This window comes from Myroides odoratimimus (assembly GCF_004337635.1).
Lineage (GTDB): Bacteria > Bacteroidota > Bacteroidia > Flavobacteriales > Flavobacteriaceae > Flavobacterium > Flavobacterium odoratimimum.
On sequence record NZ_CP037427.1, the window covers coordinates 3,662,282 to 3,680,717 of the forward strand.

Below are 18,436 nucleotides of genomic sequence, written 5' to 3' on the forward strand. Positions count from 1 at the left end.
CTGTTTCCCATTCCCTGTGACACGCAAAATATTGCGTCTCTACATTATGTGACGGATCTGTCTTACTGCGCAAAGTTTCCCGACTTTGAGCGATTCTTACACAGTGTAAATCGTTACGCTGATTGCGCGGATTTTTAATCCGTGACGTGTATTCTCCTGACTTTCCTATTTTCTGTGACACGCATGATAATGCGTCTCTACATGACATACAGAATCAAATAATAAATGCCCTAGGCAAACATTCCTAATTCCTAATTTTAAATTCTTAATTCCCCGAAGGGTAAACATTCTTAATTCTATCCGTAATACATCCCTCTGATGCATCTGCCACACAGTTTGAATATTTATACAATACTCCTTTTTTAAACTTTAGTGCTGGCTTTTGCCACTTTTCTCTACGGGCTTCTAATACCTTCTGATCAACTAATAGCTCTAGCTTTCTATTCTCTACATCAATGCTGATGATATCTCCATTCTCTACTAATGCAATTGTACCTCCATCATACGCTTCAGGAGTAATATGCCCTACTACAAAACCATGTGTTCCTCCTGAGAAACGACCATCCGTGATAAGAGCTACACTCTTGCCCAATCCTGCTCCCATAATTGCAGAAGTAGGCTTAAGCATCTCTGGCATTCCTGGACCTCCTTTAGGTCCACAATATCGAATAACGATTACTTCCCCTGGCTGAACTTCTTGAGCCGATACACTTGCAATAACTGCATACTCATCATTGAATACTCTTGCTTTCCCCTTAAAGAACGTTCCTTCCTTACCGCTGATCTTGGCTACACTTCCTTTCTCTGCTAGATTTCCATAGAGAAATTGTAAGTGTCCACTTTCCTTAATAGGAGTAGTTATATCCACAATAATATCTTGGTCCTTAGCCAAGTCTTTTGCTAGACTTAAGTTTTCTCTTACTGTCTTTCCTGTTACTGTAAGACAATCTCCATGCAATAATCCCTGATCCAACAGATGTTTCATAATAGCAGGTACCCCTCCTATTTTGTGCAAATCTTCCATAAGGTACTTTCCACTAGGTTTTAGATCTGCTAAGACAGGTACTCTATCGCTAATCTCCTGAAAGTCCTTTAGTGTAATCTCAATGTCTACAGCATGTGCCATCGCAATTAAGTGAAGTACAGCATTCGTAGATCCTCCTAGTGTAATCACCATTGTCATCGCATTCTCAAAAGCTTCTTTAGTCATAATATCTGATGGCTTAATGTCTTTCTCTAATAGATTTCTCAAAGCCTGTCCCACTTCTAAACACTCCTGTTTCTTCTCACTACTTAGAGCAGGATAGGAAGAACTATGTGGTAAACTCATCCCCAGAGCTTCTATGGCTGATGCCATTGTATTGGCTGTGTACATCCCTCCACAGGCTCCTGCTCCAGGGCAAGCATTCTTAATCACCCCTTTGTAATCTTCTTCTGAAATAGAGTTGCTAAACTTCTTGCCCAATGCCTCAAAAGCAGAGACGATATTTAGTGATTCGTCCTTGTATTTCCCCGAGTGTATAGTACCGCCATATACCATAATAGCTGGTCTATTTAGTCGCCCCATCGCGATAATTGCACCTGGCATATTCTTATCACAACCTGGGATAGCAATGACAGAGTCATACCATTGTGCATTAACCACTGTCTCAATAGAATCTGCTATAATATCTCGAGATACAAGAGAATACTTCATACCTTCTGTCCCATTCGAAATACCATCACTCACACCGATTGTGTTGAAGATTAACCCTACTAGTCCACTTTGTTTGACGCCTTGTTTTACATACTTCGCCAGATCGTTTAAGTGCATATTACAGGTATTGCCTTCATAGCCCATGCTTACAACACCTACCTGTGCCTTATCTAAGTCTTCTTCACTTAGTCCGATTCCATAGAGCATAGCCTGTGCCGCTGGCTGTGTTTGGTCTTGTGTGATTACTCTACTGTACTTGTTCAATACATTCATAACTGTGTTTTTTGGTTGATTATATATCCTTGATAGCGAAACGATTAGAGAAGTCTAATTGCAAAATGCTATAAACAAAAAAAGCCTCCCGATAACGGGAGGCTTCAAATATTCTTTATCTCTAGATAGAAAAAATCAGCATAGCGACTCCCGTGCAAATGTGTTTACCACAATCACAATAATTAGAACCACTAGAATGTTTACTAAATTTTTCATCTTTTTTGTTTCTGATCTATAGGTCAAAGATATAAATTGATTTAACACAACCAAACAATAAAAAACAACTTACTTAATATTTTAATCAAAAAATAGGCAGTTTTACAGTGTAAAAAACAAACAAATTCAGTATAAAATATAAAAAAACCACTACCTTCAACATCACCTCTAAAAATATTTAACAAATAACCGTATTTAATCTGTCAAAAACAGTTTCTATAAACAAGGTCAAGTCTTGCTACGACTAGCTTCATCTCTAAAAGTGTTTTTTTGCTTAAAAAAGATGTATTTTATTCATTTGTGACTCCAAAAACACCCTAAAAGACTCTATTATGTTCAAAAATCGAATAATTGAAGTCATCTCATTTTTTACTAAAAAAAACTTCATAAAAGTTTTAATTAATACTATTTTTAGCCCTATAAATACCCCAAAAAAGCAAAAAGGACACCTGTGAAAGTGCCCTTTTTCTTCTTATTCTGTCAGATTATTCTATTTCTAAGTTATTTCTTCATCGCTTCTGCTTTTAAATCTAAAGGCATTTTTTCGATAGCATAGCGCAATGTCGTTCTAGACATTACTACCTTATACTGCATAATGAATTCATATACTTCAACCTGATGTGACTTACTAGCCTCTTTTAGCATCCAACCTGTTCCTTTCTGTACTAGGTCATCCTCATCTTTCATTAACAAGATTGCTAATTCAAATATTTTCTCTAAGTACAATCCTTTCCTAGCAGGCACTACTAGACTTACAGCTGCACCTCTGCGCATCCAACGATTAGGTGAAGTCGCCCATAAGGTCAACTGTTCTATCTCTAAAGGATATTTTATGAACAAAGGCCCAATAGTAGAACAGCATAACGTATCACAATCTGCCCAGCTTTGAACATACTTATTCAACCACAGACTAAAGTACTTCATATCTGTAGCTTCGTAGTGACGGTGTAATCGCTTTGTTATTATACAAGCGATATAAGCCTCTTCAAAATAAAGTGATTTCCACAATTCTTGACATAGCAAGTATATTTCTTCTTTAGGCTTTGCTTTAAGGTCATTAAATAGTTCTTTTCCTATCTTACTTAAGATCTCTTTGGACACACCATACTCTTTAGGCTGTTCATCTCCTTTAAAGAAACGAGAAGAGACCACTATGTTTTGTGGGTCTACATAGTCTTGTAGTGTTTGACGTATATCAGATAATAACTCTTTCATTACAGATTATTTATAAACGAAAGATATTCTATTTTCAAAAACTAATCTTGATTTACACTGCGAAATATTAGCACAAAAAAGCCCACTTATTTAGTGGGCTAATATATTATCTAAAGATCATACAGTTGGACACAGCATGTGCATATAATTTGCCTTCTGCATCTAGTAATTCACATTCTAAGTAAGCTGTAGTACGTCCTTTATGGATAATCTTCGTCTTCGTAGTTAAAGGAGGAGTATCCGCAGTTATTCTTCTCAAGAAATTCACTTTTAAATCTAATGAGGTAAAGCTTTCTCCAATCTCTAGGGTACTCAATAAAGAACATCCTATTGCCGAATCTAATACCGTACTAATGATACCTCCATGTACACTTCCTATTGGGTTATAATGGAACTCTTCTCCTTTTAGTTCGAATATGACCTGTCCTTTTTCTACAGAAACTACTCTAGAGGAGATTGTTTCTTGTATAGGAGCCATAGGTAAATTCCCTTCTAATACCTGCATTAGAAACTCATATCCATTTAATTTCTTTGCCTCTTCTAAAGTTTTATTAGGGTCTTCCCAAGAGAAAGTACGCGTTCTATTGATGCTCATAATTTTAGTTTTTAGATTAGTTTAGAGCTAAAAGTACTAAATCCTAAAAATAGAAACACTATTTTCCCTTTGAAATAGCCATTTTAAAAGCTAAAAACAACAATACGCTCCCCATAAACCACTTCTGTACTTTCACCCATAGAGGTTGTCTCTGAAAGAAAGAAGCCATCTTAGCTGCAAATAAAACAATTAGAAAATTATTGATAAAGCTCACTAACAATTGAGTAGTTCCTAATGTTAAACTCTGTAACAATACTGATCCATAAGCTGGCTTAATAAACTGGGGAAACAAAGAAAGATAAAATACCGCTACCTTAGGATTCAAGACATTCGTTAAAAAACCTATTGAGAACAACTTACTCGGAGAATCTACTTTAACGCTTTGTTCTACATCAAATATATTCTTTGCATTAGGTTTTAACGCTTGAAACGCCAAATACACTAGGTACAGTGCACCTGTCCACTTCAGTATAGCATAGGCATAAGGTATGGTAAATAATATAGCCGTTAGCCCAAAAGACACTAATATAATATGAAACAGAAAACCGCAGATCACTCCCATTAGAGAGATAAACCCTGCTCTTTTTCCTTGTGATAATGTTCTCGTAATAAGGTATAACATATTTGGCCCAGGAGTAATAGCCAAGACTACTGCCGCTATCGCAAACAGCATTAAATCGTGTAGTGGAATCATAAATAATAGTTGGTTTAGTCAAGTCAAATGTAATTTTTTTCTCTTGATAGATAGGTTTTTCAAATTACTTTTTTCTCTTTTATTTCAACGTGTATTTACAACTCCCCCTTTCCTTTCAACTATTCCTGTTCTGTATTAACAGTCTTTAAGTTTTGCAATTGTCTAGCTAATAAACCTATCTGTTTAATCTTGCCTTCTAATTGTACATCCCAAGGCAAGCCAAAACACAATCGCATGGAGTTGTTATACTGATTTTGCAAAGTGAACATCCGTCCAGGAGCTATACTTATTCCTTTCTTCATCGCTAAGTCATACAACTCTATAGTATCAATCTCTTCACTAAACTCTATCCACAAAGACAACCCTCCCTGTGGCTGACTAATCTTAATATTCTTAGGAAAACTCTGCTGAATAACTCTAGCATAGTTCTGATAATTCTGATATAGTTTTCTTCTTAGTTTTCGCAAGTGTTTATCGTATTTCCCTGACCTTAAGAAATTAGCTACAGCCTCTTGTTCTAAGGAAGAGGAAGAGATAGACTGTATCAGTTTAATATTTTGCACTTTATCTTTATACTTGCCAGGTGCTACCCATCCTACTCTAAACCCGGGTGCAAGTGTTTTAGAGACAGAACTACACCAAAGCACATTTCCTGTCTTATCGAATGTCTTACAGCAAGTAGGTCGATGACCTTCAAAACATAGATCACCATAGACATCATCTTCTATCAAAGGAATATCGTGCTGTGCCAATAGCTCTACCACCTCTTTCTTGTTCTCATCAGGCATACAGCTCCCTACAGGAGTATTGTAGTTTGAGATTAAAATACAAATATCTATTTCTGAGACCACCTCTCTTAGCGCTTCTACTTTTATCCCTGTATTAGGATTAGTTGGTAATTCAAACACCTTTAACCCCAATCCTAGAGCTAATTGTAGAATACCAGGATAACAAGGACTTTCTATCGCAACAGTATCTCCAGGTTTACTCAATGCTGTTAGACAAAGAGCTACTGCGTTCATCCCTCCATTTGTGGTGATCAAGTCTTCTTCGTGAAGATTAGCTCCCCAACCCGAAGATCGCAAAGCAATCATTCTCCTCAGATTCGCGTTGCCTTCTAATCGTTCGTATTGTACCCCACCAGTAGGCAAGTCTCTAGTGGCTTGTACTATTTCTTTCTTTAATTTAGCGATAGGCAACATATCTCCATATGCCACCGTATAAGATAGTAATAAGAGGTCTTCTCTACCTATATTAGCATATACTTTTTGAAGAATATCATTAGGTTCACAATGATTAGCCAATAAAATGGGGTTACTCTCCTCAGGAAGAGGCAAGTTCTTATAACTTAATTTACTCACAAAATAACCACTCTGAGGTTTCGAATAAATCAAAGACAGGGATTCTAACTCTAAGAAAACACGTCTTGCCGTATTCATACTGATCTCATATTCTGCGCATAGCCCACGCAAGGAAGGTAACTTCTCTCCTTCTCTAATATTTCCACTTCTAATCTGAGAAGCTATATTCTCCGCAATCTCACTATACAAAAAGGTTTTACTCATATTCATCTACTAACTGTGCCCATGCAAATATACAAAACTGATACTGTGTGAATCCTATACATAGAGGTAATTTTGTCCCAAATAAAACAGAATAATGGAACAATCAGGCATTTTAAATGCAACAACAAAATCATCTAACGGATGGTTAAATGGATTTATTGGAGTACTTCTATTTGCAGGTTCGATGCCTGCTACTAAGATGGCGGTTAAAGACCTAGACCCTATCTTCGCCACTGCCGCAAGAGCAGTTATCGCAGCTTTATTAGCGCTAGCTTGCGTAATAGCTCTTCGCGAAAAACGCCCTACCAAAGAACAGATGTGGCCACTAATTAAAGTTGCCATTGGAGGAGTTATTGGTTTCCCTCTATTGACAGCGATGGCATTAGAGTACATCACCTCAGCACATTCATTGGTATTTATGGGAATGTTACCCCTGTCTACAGCTATATTCGCTGTATTCATTGGTAAAGAGAAACCTAAACCTGTCTTCTGGTTATTCTCTCTAATAGGGAGTGCCTTAGTGATTGGATTTGCATTCTCACAAGGAGTAAGTTCTAACCCTATCGGGGATGTCCTAATGATCTTAGCGATCATCTTATGCGGACAGAGCTATGCAGAAGGAGCTAAACTATCTAAAACACTAGGAGGATATCAAGTAATCTCTTGGGCATGTATTATCTCATTACCTCTTACAGTGCCGATTATGATCTATATGGTACCTACAGACTTAGTCCTAGTAAGTGGAGAATCTTGGTTTGGACTATTCTATATCTCTGTTGTGAGTATGTTCTTAGCGTATATCTTTTGGTATAAAGGATTAGCACAAGGAGGAATCGCAACAGTAGGTCAAATCCAATTATTACAACCGCTATTAGGGATGATATTAGCGGCAACTGTATTAAACGAAAAAGTAAGCCCTACGATGCTATACGTCACTTTCGGAGTGATTCTTTGTGTAGCTGCAAGTAAGAAGTTTGCTAAATAGATATTTTTTTCTCTTTAATTATTACCCTTTTACTAACGAAAAACGCACTTATATAGTGCGTTTTTTTTGTTGGTGTTGTTTGTTTCCTATATGGTGCGATTAAAAAGATTGAGATATTAATGGAGCATTATGGAAAGTATGTATTTCAATACCTATATGGTGCAGTTAAAAGCAGGTGTTGAATACGATGTAGAAACACAATTAGTGTGATTTCAATACCTATATGGTGCAGTTAAAAGTAGTTGAGGATGTAAATAGTAATCAATATCCGTTGTTTCAATACCTATATGGTGCGGTTAAAAGAATAAACGAACATTTGTCAACGCTCAAATAAATAGATTTCAATACCTATATGGTGCAGTTAAAAGATCACTTCTTACTAAATCCTACAGGAATATTCTTATTTCAATACCTATATGATGCAGTTAAAAGAGCTCCTATTTATAAAGGTGATATTGTTCTTTTTCCATTTCAATACCTATATGATGCGGTTAAAAGAGGATGATTTCGATACGGATGAAGAGTGTCGTAACCCATTTCAATACCTAAATGGTGCGGTTAAAATTGGAGCATTAGTCAATAAGGTGTATTACGCACCGATATTTCAATACCTATATGGTGCCGTTAGAAGCAACACATTCTTGCAACACGTAAGTGATGTATCAACATTTCAATACCTATATGGTGCAATTAAAAGAAGTGCTTCAAACAGGAGTTGTTATTCTTAAAAATGGATTTCAATACCTATATGGTGCAATTAAAAGAAGATATCATGCCTGAATACGTGGACAATCCAGATTTATTTCAATACCTATATGGTGCAATTAAAAGTTTAGGAGATTTAAGAGATTCTTTAATATCTAATAAATTTCAATACCTATATGGTGCAATTAAAAGGAGCAAAAAAGAAAGATGAAATAAGACTTTCAATTTTATTTCAATACCTATATGGTGCAATTAAAAGTAGTAAGCGAATTGAATGAAAATGGATGGCAAACTGAATTTCAATACCTATATGGTGCAATTAAAAGGTTAAATGATGGAAGTTGTAATAAATGCTTTTGGGGATTTCAATACCTATATGGTGCAATTAAAAGCTATCTCTCCTGTGTAGTTAGTATAATTAAAGTAAGATTTCAATACCTATATGGTGCAATTAAAAGAAGATATCATGCCTGAATACGTGGACAATCCAGATTTATTTCAATACCTATATGGTGCAATTAAAAGTTTAGGAGATTTAAGAGATTCTTTAATATCTAATAAATTTCAATACCTATATGGTGCAATTAAAAGAAGATATCATGCCTGAATACGTGGACAATCCAGATTTATTTCAATACCTATATGGTGCAATTAAAAGTAGTAAGCGAATTGAATGAAAATGGATGGCAAACTGAATTTCAATACCTATATGGTGCAATTAAAAGGTTAAATGATGGAAGTTGTAATAAATGCTTTTGGGGATTTCAATACCTATATGGTGCAATTAAAAGCTATCTCTCCTGTGTAGTTAGTATAATTAAAGTAAGATTTCAATACCTATATGGTGCAATTAAAAGATGCCCGCTATCATGACTCAAAGTCCTAGATACGCATTTCAATACCTATATGGTGCAATTAAAAGTAGTCTAGTTTCAAACTTTCTTTTAATCAAGAAGAGATTTCAATACCTATATGGTGCAGTTAAAAGAGGAAATAGATAATTTTAAAGAGAGTAATGATGAGAGATTTCAATACCTATATGGTGCAGTTAAAAGCAAAGATGTTAAGCAAGCCTTAACTGTTTGGTTTAAATTTCAATACCTATATGGTGCAGTTAAAAGTAGGTATACTGGGGATCAGTGCTACTGAAGTAAAGAGATTTCAATACCTATATGGTGCGGTTAAAAGATGATGTGTCTAGTAAGATATTATATACAGTACTTGCGTTTCAATACCTATATGGTGCAGTTAAAAGTATCGAACTTCAAATAGCTTCTGCTTTAGCTGTAGCATTTCAATATCTATATGGTGCGGTTAAAAGAGGAGTTGCAGTTCTTCAACAAGCAATGAGTGTGTAAATTTCAATACCTATATGGTGTGGTTAAAAGCTTGGTTTATCAAACAGTACTGACAATTGCTAATAGATTTCAATACCTATATGGTGCGGTTAAAAGCTAAGGAACTTAAAAACTTGATGCTAACTATTTCTTATTTCAATACCTATATGGTGTGGTTAAAAGTTTGAAGGGATTAAGTGCATTGGTGCCTAAGGTAAAATTTCAATACCTATATGGTGCGGTTAAAAGTCAGACTTATTGAGCGGTATATATAAAAATATGACGTTTCAATACCTATATGGTGCGGTTAAAAGTAACTTAACAACAATCAGGTTTAATCAATCGCCTATGTTTCAATACCTATATGATGCGGTTAAAAGCTTTTGCAGATACTTATCATGATTCTTTTAATCAGACATTTCAATACCTATATGGTGTGGTTAAAAGTACAAACAGTATCTTATTTTAAGTCGCTAAGTAAGTTATTTCAATACCTATATGGTGCGGTTAAAAGCATTAGAACAAGTTAAACAATATAAAAAATAGATTAGTTTCAATACCTATATGGTGCGGTTAAAAGAAGAATGGATGTTTCTTCGTGAGTATGACTGCTACATTTCAATATCTATATGATGCATTTAAAAGATTAGAATTAAAACATTTAGCACCTTATTTACCTTAATTTCAATACCTATATGGTGCGGTTAAAAGCATTAGAACAAGTTAAACAATATAAAAAATAGATTAGTTTCAATACCTATATGGTGCGGTTAAAAGAAGAATGGATGTTTCTTCGTGAGTATGACTGCTACATTTCAATATCTATATGATGCATTTAAAAGATTAGAATTAAAACATTTAGCACCTTATTTACCTTAATTTCAATACCTATATGGTGCGGTTAAAAGAAGTATAATGACTACTGTAATGAGTATGCTAATAGTATTTTAATACCTATATGATGCGGTTAGAAAAAAGCTCTGTAACCTCCTTCTACCATAAACTTTTTCAATATTTCAAAGAGCATATCGCCTAATTACTTTTCAGTCGAATTATTAAACATATTTACATAAGCTTGATGAGGAAACAACATCGGATTATTAATCAACATTAATATTTGATTTAACTGAAATATTAAAGATAAAATAGCGTTATCGGTTACTTTTAAATCTTCAAGTTTACTATCTAGATTATTATCTTTCTTATTATCTTCTTTATCCAACCCATTGTACTTTAAAAAACAATCTTCCAAAGTCTTTAAATTAGAGTTCCACGATACATCTAAACCATCTTTTTCATTCATAGCTTTTATCACTAAATCATAATTTCCACAACTTTTCCCTTCGTTCTCTAAACAACATAAAATAGATATTGGAGATGTTGATTTTTGTGTTTCCACAGGACTTGATACAATACCTTTTACCATTCGAGCTATTCCTCCTTCTTTCGTTTTTAGCTTAGAAACTGATTCGCGCCAATCCTCAATATTTGTATTATCTACTGTCCTACTCTTACATTGAATAACTACGGCTACAGCTTCAATTGGAATAAAATGTATGCTTCCATAATTAAAAATATAAGGAGTATACTGTTCATCGAATACTGCTATATCCACTTCTTTAGAAACTTCGCCATACGAATCTATCAGAAACACACCCTGCTTAATCGCAAATTTCATAGGTATAACCTGCCTAAAAAATTCAAACCATATTTTCTCTCGATTATAGCCAGCAGTTAAATAATGATTATCTACCTCTAAGTTTAATTGACTAACAATAGTTTTTTCAAGATTCTTGTAATTCTCTTTTATATTTTCTAATATATTCTTACTCATTACTTACTAAAATAATAATTATTATCTCTCCAATAAAATACACACTTCTTTCCTACTTGTAAAGCATTAGGTCTTTCTTTTAAAAATGCCTTTGCTCCGCCTACTGCAAATACTTGTTCTTTACCTTCTACATTTACGAGAACTTCTGAATTTGGTTTATCAATCTTTTTAATTATCCCTTCTATAGCGTTACCAGATTTCAGAGTAGCTTCATCGTATATTTTACCTCCTACTTGTTGATTACTAATTTTAACCATTCCCATACGCTGTCTGTTAATGTGTGAAATAGTATTTGGAAAGTCTCTATAATGATCTTTTTTAGTACGTTGTAAAAAATATCCAAACTCGTTTATAAAATTGAGACCATTACTTTCACAATAATGGCGAACAGCCAATAGTACTGTAGTCTTATAGATTCCTTTATTACTTCCTAAATACAAAATAGCCTCATCTGAACTGACATCAACCACCGTTTTTTCTACGTCAAAACCATTATCTCTGAACTGTTGTAGGCTATTATGATAGTAATTCAACACCTCAAACAAAGCAGTTAGATCATTTTTACTTTCTTGCATCAGTATTACAAATGGATTAAACGAATCAAATTTACTCCAGTCTTCATCTGTTTTATTTATGCTCAACACAAAAGAAACAGTTGCTCCTTCTCTAATATACTCCTGTGTATGTAAGTCCCAATCCTCTACTTTCTCTTTTAAACTCTGTTTAGTAACATTAGCTACTGCAATATCTACAAACTCTAAAACAGTTGAATCACTTAATGAAATATTACTTGAAGGTTGATAGAGATATCCTTCTTTAATTCCGAACGCTTTTTTTTGCACATCATCTACGAAGCACTTAATCTCATCCTCCTTTTCTTTTTTATTCTTTAAAGCGATGAACTTCTTCACAAACTGTTTAAGTTCCTCTTGCCCTTCTTTTTCTAACCAGTAAAATAGATATGCGTTCTTAATAGCCCCTTTTAATGAAGATCCAGGTATATATGCTTTACCATTAGATTTAATGATGGTTTTAAAACCAAGTGTTTTACCTCCATAAAACGGAACTTTATTCCCATTACTTATGCGAGATAGCTTTGCTTCTGATTGAATCACTTTATGCAAAAAATCATCAGCTCCGTCTTTAGGCGTTTTTACAAGCAGTTGTTCATAGCGATTAGCTATTGACTCATCTTCTGCCAAGAGCTTTTGAAATGCTTCCTCATCTACATAATGCAATTCACCAGCTGATACAAAATAATCTGATAATGGAGATAGAGTGCCTCCATCATTAATAGCAACAGGAGATATAACTTCTAAATTCAAGTTATACCTTGTATTCAATATTGTTTTATTCACCATCTTCTAAAGTATTTGATAATCCTATACAAAATGCTTTTCCATTGCGTAAATAGCTTCTATTTCCTTCTATCGAAATATCAACTATATTACCCTGTACACCTTGCTGTAAAATAGCTCCTTCATTTATCATTTCTACTGATTTTAAAGTCCCCATTGTAGTTTCTCTACCTCCTCTTATAGAGTGCGTATAATACTTTAATAAGCTTATATCTTCATGGTTTGGAACTACTTTAGAAAGACTCAATTGATATGTGGTATTATTCTGCTCCATAAATCTTTTAGGCAAAGAGGTTATCGTTTCTACAGCTTCAATTCTACCATAGCCACTGCTTCGCTCCCCACCTATTCCATTATAAGTCAACAACTCAACTGCTATCTCAAAGTCACTTTCGTATTTTTCATCTAATACTTCATAAAGGAAGTAAAAATGCACTTGTAATCCGTATTCTTTCAAATCTGAAATACTGATATAGCTTACTTTAAATGGCCCGCCTGTCTTTACTTTCTCTTCTTCTGATTTATTTCTTATTCCTACATGAGTCGCAATATCTTTTTGGTATAAAGATAAATCATCATCGCTTATCCCTAATTTTGTTATAGATGCTATATCCATCGCAAAATTAGCCTTCACTTTCCAATCAGTGATTGGTTTATCCAATAGAGGAAGGTCTATAAAGCTAACACGCTTGACCTGTTTTATTTTATCATACTCTTCTATACCAACAGTATTTACTGTATGTACTGGTCGAGGCACAAAAAACAAATAAGGTTCTTGTTTATCAGTTGCCTTTTCATTTTCTATACAATAAAATCCAGATGATATCTTAATAGCTCCACTTTCAAACCCTTCAATAAACTGATTTACTTCTTCTTTACTCTTTATAGTAGATAAATTATTTACTAAAGCAGAAAACAACACATCAGAATGAATAAAATGATCCGTATCTGTTAATGATGTATTGCTATCTATCATTGGTTTCCCAAAGTGGAGGGAGTGTAACACAAACTGTGTCAGTCTCCATTTCCTAGCTTTGGGGCTTAAGCCCAAAAGCTAGGAAATGGAGTTTTTTTTTACGGTTGTAATCTATCCCCAAATTTAATATACAATTGTGACATTGTCAACCCCCAATTATGAATAGGCATAGTCCATTTTTTAGAGACCTCTGTAATAGCTAAAAACATTAATTTCAAAAGAGATTGTTCAGTAGTAAAGGCTCCCTTAGTCTTGGTTACTTTTCTTACCTGTCGATGCATAGCTTCAATAGCATTAGTGGTATATATTGCTTTTCTGATATGAGGGTCAAAATCAAAATAAGTTGACAAATGTTCCCAATTGTCCAACCACCCTTTAGCGGCTAATGGATAATTCTTTGCCCATTTTTCTTCAAACTGCAATAACCTTTCATAGCCTTGTTCTTCACTTACAGCAGTATATATAGGTTTAAGATCAGCAGCAACTGCTTTCTTATCTTTATGAGGAACAAAACGCAGACTGGTTCTTATTTGATGAACAATACAAAGTTGTACTTGTGTCTTAGGAAATACAGCTTGTATAGCTTCAGGAAAGCCTTTTAAACCATCCACACAAGCTACAATGATATCTTGGACACCACGCGCCTTAAGATTAGTTAATACTGAAAGCCAAAACTTAGATCCTTCAGTATCTCCAAGATAAACTCCTATTAATTCTTTCTTTCCTTCTTGATTAACCCCTAATATATTATACACTGCTTTAGATGTAACACTACCTTGTTCTTTTACTTTATAAAACATACAATCTAAGAAAACAAAGGGGTATATAGCTTCTAAAGGGCGATCACGCCACTCTTTCATTGCAGGTATGACTTTATCAGTTATACGCGATATTTCTGTGGCTGAAATATCCATACCATACATTTCCATGATATAACCCGCAATATCACGAGTACTACTGCCTTTAGCATATAGGCTAATTACATTATCCTCTAATTGATCTGTGATAATAAGTTGACGTTTAGGTAACACCTTTGGTTCAAAGGTTCCATTGCGATCGCGATTAGATTCTAATTCAATAGAACCCGACTGCATACTTCGAACAGTTTTAGTTGTCTTGCCGTTGCGACGATTTGCAATCCCTTTAGCCTTTTCTTCTTCCAAATGATTCTCTAGTTCACTTTCTAACATAGTCTCAAGGAAATGTTTTAAAAGGGGACCAAAAACACCATCTGGACCTCCCATTTTCTTTCCTTGATAAATATCAGCCATTGCCTGTTCTTTAAAACTCTCGAAATCAAATTCTTTCTTTTCTGTGCTCATTTTACTAATGTACATATTTTATTATACAATTATTTTAATGACACAGTTCACGGGACACCCTCAAAGTGGAACCGACTATTGGGCTTTAGCTTTAAAAGTTTAGCCTTCATTATGACACGAATTAGTAAATTTAAAATTGAATGAACTCTTATCTAAAGTTTTCTTTGTTGTATTAATCTCTAAATAATCTTGTACATACACATTCGTTTGTACTCGACCATTTCCACGAGTACCTCCACCACCAAGATAATCTTGTTGTAACAACTCTAATCCCAAATCTAATAACTGCAAATGCTCCTTAGCCTCCTCTAAATCATATACATCTAAACATAAATCTATTTCAAACACAGTTTCTGGCAATACACGCTCTATTGGTCGTGGATTAGCCTTTCCTGTAACACGGTCAATTGTATTTTCTACTTTCTCTTCTGTTACCTCTTCTGTATTATGTACTGCTTTTATAAATCCATCTCTTACCTTTAAGAGAGCTTCTTTTGCCGTCTTATCATCAGAGGTAGGTGTATATCCAAATACATTGGCTAGATGTTTAAAATCTGATTTATCTACTAACATCAGCGTTTTATCCATCTCTACATTCTTACTGCCTGCTACTTTAGCTAACAATGCTCTTAGCTTCCCTTTTAAACTACTACCAGGAATATAAGGAACATCACTATTACCTCTTTTTATTTTTATTACTGGATTATCTAAGGCCCCTATGTCTATACCTGACTTACTTCCCCCAATAGCTAACCCTGTTAATACTTTTAATTCTCCTTTGATTATAATTTTACCTAATAATGGTTTCATATTTTCTCTTTTTTAAGTTCTAACTAGTTTTTCGCATAAAACTTATGATATGCTAACACAGTCTCAATATACTTTTGCACACATTGTAACTCTTCTTTTGACTTTACCTCAGCTACTGTAGTAGATAAATCAACAAGAAATTGTTTATCATACTTTTTAGTTAACCTTCCTGCTGTATATAATAATTTTGGTTTAATCATCTTTAATTCATTTACCTCATTACAATTTCTAATTAAATCAAAAATATTACGCATTTGTGTCTTTGAAATAAAAGCTAATTGATCTTTAACAAGTGACTCTGTTGTTTCTAACAAAAACTTTTGATATTCCTCCTCCTTCATATTTCTCTTCAATACACCATCCTTATTGTAAGTATAATGAGTTCTTGACTCCTTATCACGAGTTCCATATTTTTTATTATTATCTTCTCTCATAATCTAATTTAGTTTTAGTTAATAATTCTGTTACTCGAGCAATGGCAGGATATATCGCTACATTGTAACTATTTTCTTTTTCTTCTTTTAATAAGTTAGCTTTTAATGCTTCATAATAAGGTTCAAAGAGTTTATCTACTACTGAACCCAATGCTTCTGCATTCTTACTTAAATAGTACTTCAATTTATAGATCCTGTCAAAGTCAGCTCCATTAGTATTTTGTAATGCATTAAAACCTTTTGCGCTCTTGCGTATTTTATCTAAATAAGCCCTACTAATCTTTTTACTTTCCATCTCTTTCGCCAAGAGCTTACTAACTTCAACCATATGACTAAATTCTTCCCATGTAAATGTCAAATCAAAGATGGTCACCTTATTTTTTCCCTTACTCTTAGACTTCGTTAAAGCCTCCTCTGCTAATTCTGAAAATGAACTCACAGGATGAGTAGGATCAACTAATACAATACCAGCTGATACGGTTAATTGTCCTCCATTATCTATTTTTATTGTTTTAGTAATTTCTTCTGTAAAGGCCTTTTGAAAAGCTATAGAAAAACACAGTATGGCATCCCACGAACCAATAACAAAACAATCATCTCCTCCAGAAAATATAGGATAAACATTCGCTTTATAACCTTCTGTTATATCATTAATTTCAAATGTCAGTCCATTAAATACCTTTTTATAAAAATACTCATTAAAGAATTTAGACATCTTTCTTGAGTTTTCTTTTCCTTTACCCTCTTCCTTTATCTGCCCAAACAACTTCCCTAAATTATCAACATCTAATTTAAGAACAGCTATTTTACCTGTTCCTGTTCTATGCTTAGCAAAGTCACCAAAACCATCAAAATCAACAATATCAGTAGCACTCAAATCAGAAACATTTGTATAATCTGATGCGTTATTTTGTCTGAATTGTTTATAGCTATCTAGTTCATTATAACCTCCCCACATAGGTATTTTATCCTCTAATGAGTTAGGGTACTTATCAAAATAATCTAAATGATTAAGCAATTCTTCATTAACTACTGCGCCAAATATTTCTACTAAATTATCGTAGATTGGTACTGTATCCGTTATTTGCAATATTTTAAACAATTGCTTTATGTCTGATTTATTTACTTCTTCATTAGTTCTAAAAAAAGGCTCAAAAAAATGATTACCAGCATTATAACTCAGCTTTTTTCTATTTGATTCTTTTCTCAAATTTGACCAAGTCTTACCAAAGTCCTCTACATCTTTAGAAACATAAGCCAGATTTATATACACTCCATAAGATGAAAAAGTCTTCTTTACATCACTTTCTAACTTCATAAAGAGATCATCAACTTCTTCTGCCTCTAATTCAAAACTAATAAAGAATGCTCCTCCACCTTCATAAAACAGTTCTGCGTTAGGTAGCTTTTGACTTGTATATTGACATGCCATATAACCTAATAACTGTATATAATACGATCGAGCCTTAAGAGCCTTTGCAGCCCCCTTTGATTTCACATTGAAGATAAACTCCTGTATCCCGGAAATATCTCCTTTTAACAAATACTTCATTATCTATTTTTTTTCTCTTCAACAATCTCTAAAAAACCTAATCCTTGTGCATTATATATACCTCCTCCAGCGTTGAGTAATAAGTCTATAAATCTTCTCTCTCCCTTTACTTCTATTTTAAAATTGACATATCCTTTTATTTTTGTTTGTTGAGGAGTACCTTGTTTGATCGTTACTAAACGACTTCGATAAGGTTTATCATAAAACTTCACTTCCATTGCCAAGAAAGCATTATCAGCCTCTTCCTCACCATAAGCTGCTTTTATCTTCTCTCTCCAACTATACACAAACATCTCTTGGTATCTTGAATGCTCAAGATCTAGATATTCATAAGACCAATCTTCTCTTTTTAATCCAATTACTAAAGGAGATATAGGTCTTACACATATACTTACTATCTCATTCTCTTTATAAACACTAAGTTTATTAGTAATGCGTTCTATTGTTTTTACTCTAAAGTCTTGTCTTGATTTTTTATCTGATATATTAATCTTTTCAGAAGCAAATAATCCCTGTACAAAGTGTTGCATAGCTTCAGGCAAATAAAAAGCCACTTGTACTTCTAATTCGTTTTGTTGTAATAATAAACGATCTCCTTCTATAATAAATGGACACTTAATATCACTAAAACAAAAAAACTTCAATCCTTTACCATACCCTTCTTGATGTAGAAAGGTGGCGTAGTCATTATCTCCTTTGCTTATAATCTTATATATAGCAGCAGATAATGGATATTGATAATTAGCAGGTATTATCCTTTCCTTATCTATTGCTTCTAACTTAATTCTAAATCTCATATCCTATTCTTAACTTCTTGTCTATAAATATAACTTTAATATTTAGTGGTGTTTTACGGAAAACCTCCTCAT

The 18,436-nt window shown here is 33.9% G+C and carries 16 protein-coding genes; 3 read left to right on the forward strand and 13 right to left on the reverse strand.

What is annotated here, in order from left to right:
* Positions 1–265 precede the first annotated feature (265 nt).
* The 5 genes from ilvD to E0Z07_RS16685 form a co-directional block, all read right to left on the reverse strand.
* Positions 266–1,969 (reverse strand): dihydroxy-acid dehydratase, encoded by a 1,704-nt coding sequence (gene ilvD, locus E0Z07_RS16665; RefSeq protein ID WP_006261619.1) that lies wholly within the window; start codon positions 1,967–1,969, stop codon positions 266–268.
* A 717-nt stretch (positions 1,970–2,686) separates the two neighbouring features.
* A complete protein-coding gene (locus E0Z07_RS16670) occupies positions 2,687–3,400 on the reverse strand; it encodes a DNA alkylation repair protein (protein ID WP_131541015.1) in 714 nt (237 codons plus the stop codon).
* A gap of 106 nt (positions 3,401–3,506) precedes the next feature.
* Positions 3,507–3,995, reverse strand: a complete 489-nt coding sequence (locus E0Z07_RS16675; protein WP_006258348.1) for a PaaI family thioesterase — start codon at positions 3,993–3,995, stop codon at positions 3,507–3,509.
* Between the two features lie 58 nt (positions 3,996–4,053).
* Entirely contained in the window at positions 4,054–4,689 is a 636-nt protein-coding gene (locus E0Z07_RS16680) for a LysE family translocator (protein ID WP_041892863.1), read from the reverse strand.
* A gap of 119 nt (positions 4,690–4,808) precedes the next feature.
* Positions 4,809–6,260, reverse strand: coding sequence for an aminotransferase-like domain-containing protein (locus tag E0Z07_RS16685; RefSeq protein ID WP_131541016.1), 1,452 nt, complete (start codon positions 6,258–6,260; stop codon positions 4,809–4,811).
* Between the two features lie 88 nt (positions 6,261–6,348).
* Between E0Z07_RS16685 and E0Z07_RS16690 the strand changes: the two genes are divergently transcribed.
* The 3 genes from E0Z07_RS16690 to E0Z07_RS16700 all read left to right on the forward strand — a co-directional run bounded on the left by E0Z07_RS16690 (position 6,349) and on the right by E0Z07_RS16700 (position 9,302).
* Positions 6,349–7,239, forward strand: a complete 891-nt coding sequence (locus E0Z07_RS16690) for a DMT family transporter (RefSeq protein WP_131541017.1) — start codon at positions 6,349–6,351, stop codon at positions 7,237–7,239.
* A gap of 352 nt (positions 7,240–7,591) precedes the next feature.
* Complete coding sequence (locus tag E0Z07_RS18105) at positions 7,592–7,744, forward strand: hypothetical protein (RefSeq protein WP_165868451.1); 153 nt, start codon at positions 7,592–7,594, stop codon at positions 7,742–7,744.
* A gap of 1,372 nt (positions 7,745–9,116) precedes the next feature.
* Positions 9,117–9,302, forward strand: coding sequence for a hypothetical protein (locus E0Z07_RS16700; RefSeq protein ID WP_131541019.1), 186 nt, complete (start codon positions 9,117–9,119; stop codon positions 9,300–9,302).
* A gap of 1,015 nt (positions 9,303–10,317) precedes the next feature.
* Here E0Z07_RS16700 and E0Z07_RS16705 read toward each other — a convergent pair.
* The 8 genes from E0Z07_RS16705 to cas6 form a co-directional block, all read right to left on the reverse strand.
* Complete coding sequence (locus tag E0Z07_RS16705) at positions 10,318–11,115, reverse strand: DUF6602 domain-containing protein (RefSeq protein ID WP_131541020.1); 798 nt, start codon at positions 11,113–11,115, stop codon at positions 10,318–10,320.
* The gene (csm5, locus tag E0Z07_RS16710; protein WP_131541021.1) at positions 11,115–12,476 is read right to left on the reverse strand and encodes a type III-A CRISPR-associated RAMP protein Csm5; all 1,362 of its coding nucleotides are present in this window, start codon (positions 12,474–12,476) and stop codon (positions 11,115–11,117) included. Before csm5 ends, E0Z07_RS16705 begins: the two co-directional genes overlap by 1 nt.
* A complete protein-coding gene (gene csm4 / locus E0Z07_RS16715; protein WP_394346846.1) occupies positions 12,466–13,479 on the reverse strand; it encodes a type III-A CRISPR-associated RAMP protein Csm4 in 1,014 nt (337 codons plus the stop codon). The genes csm5 and csm4 overlap by 11 nt, the downstream gene beginning before the upstream one ends.
* Before the next feature lie 68 nt (positions 13,480–13,547).
* A complete protein-coding gene (locus E0Z07_RS16720; protein ID WP_039329560.1) occupies positions 13,548–14,771 on the reverse strand; it encodes an IS256 family transposase in 1,224 nt (407 codons plus the stop codon).
* Between the two features lie 99 nt (positions 14,772–14,870).
* Positions 14,871–15,581, reverse strand: coding sequence for a type III-A CRISPR-associated RAMP protein Csm3 (gene csm3, locus E0Z07_RS16725; protein WP_131541023.1), 711 nt, complete (start codon positions 15,579–15,581; stop codon positions 14,871–14,873).
* 23 nt (positions 15,582–15,604) lie between these two features.
* Positions 15,605–16,015: a type III-A CRISPR-associated protein Csm2 gene (gene csm2, locus E0Z07_RS16730; RefSeq protein ID WP_131541024.1), complete on the reverse strand. Its 411-nt coding sequence runs from the start codon at positions 16,013–16,015 to the stop codon at positions 15,605–15,607.
* The gene (gene cas10 / locus E0Z07_RS16735; RefSeq protein ID WP_131541025.1) at positions 16,002–17,567 is read right to left on the reverse strand and encodes a type III-A CRISPR-associated protein Cas10/Csm1; all 1,566 of its coding nucleotides are present in this window, start codon (positions 17,565–17,567) and stop codon (positions 16,002–16,004) included. The genes csm2 and cas10 overlap by 14 nt, the downstream gene beginning before the upstream one ends.
* Positions 17,567–18,364: a CRISPR-associated endoribonuclease Cas6 gene (cas6, locus tag E0Z07_RS16740; RefSeq protein WP_016649041.1), complete on the reverse strand. Its 798-nt coding sequence runs from the start codon at positions 18,362–18,364 to the stop codon at positions 17,567–17,569. The genes cas10 and cas6 overlap by 1 nt, the downstream gene beginning before the upstream one ends.
* Positions 18,365–18,436: the final 72 nt, after the last annotated feature.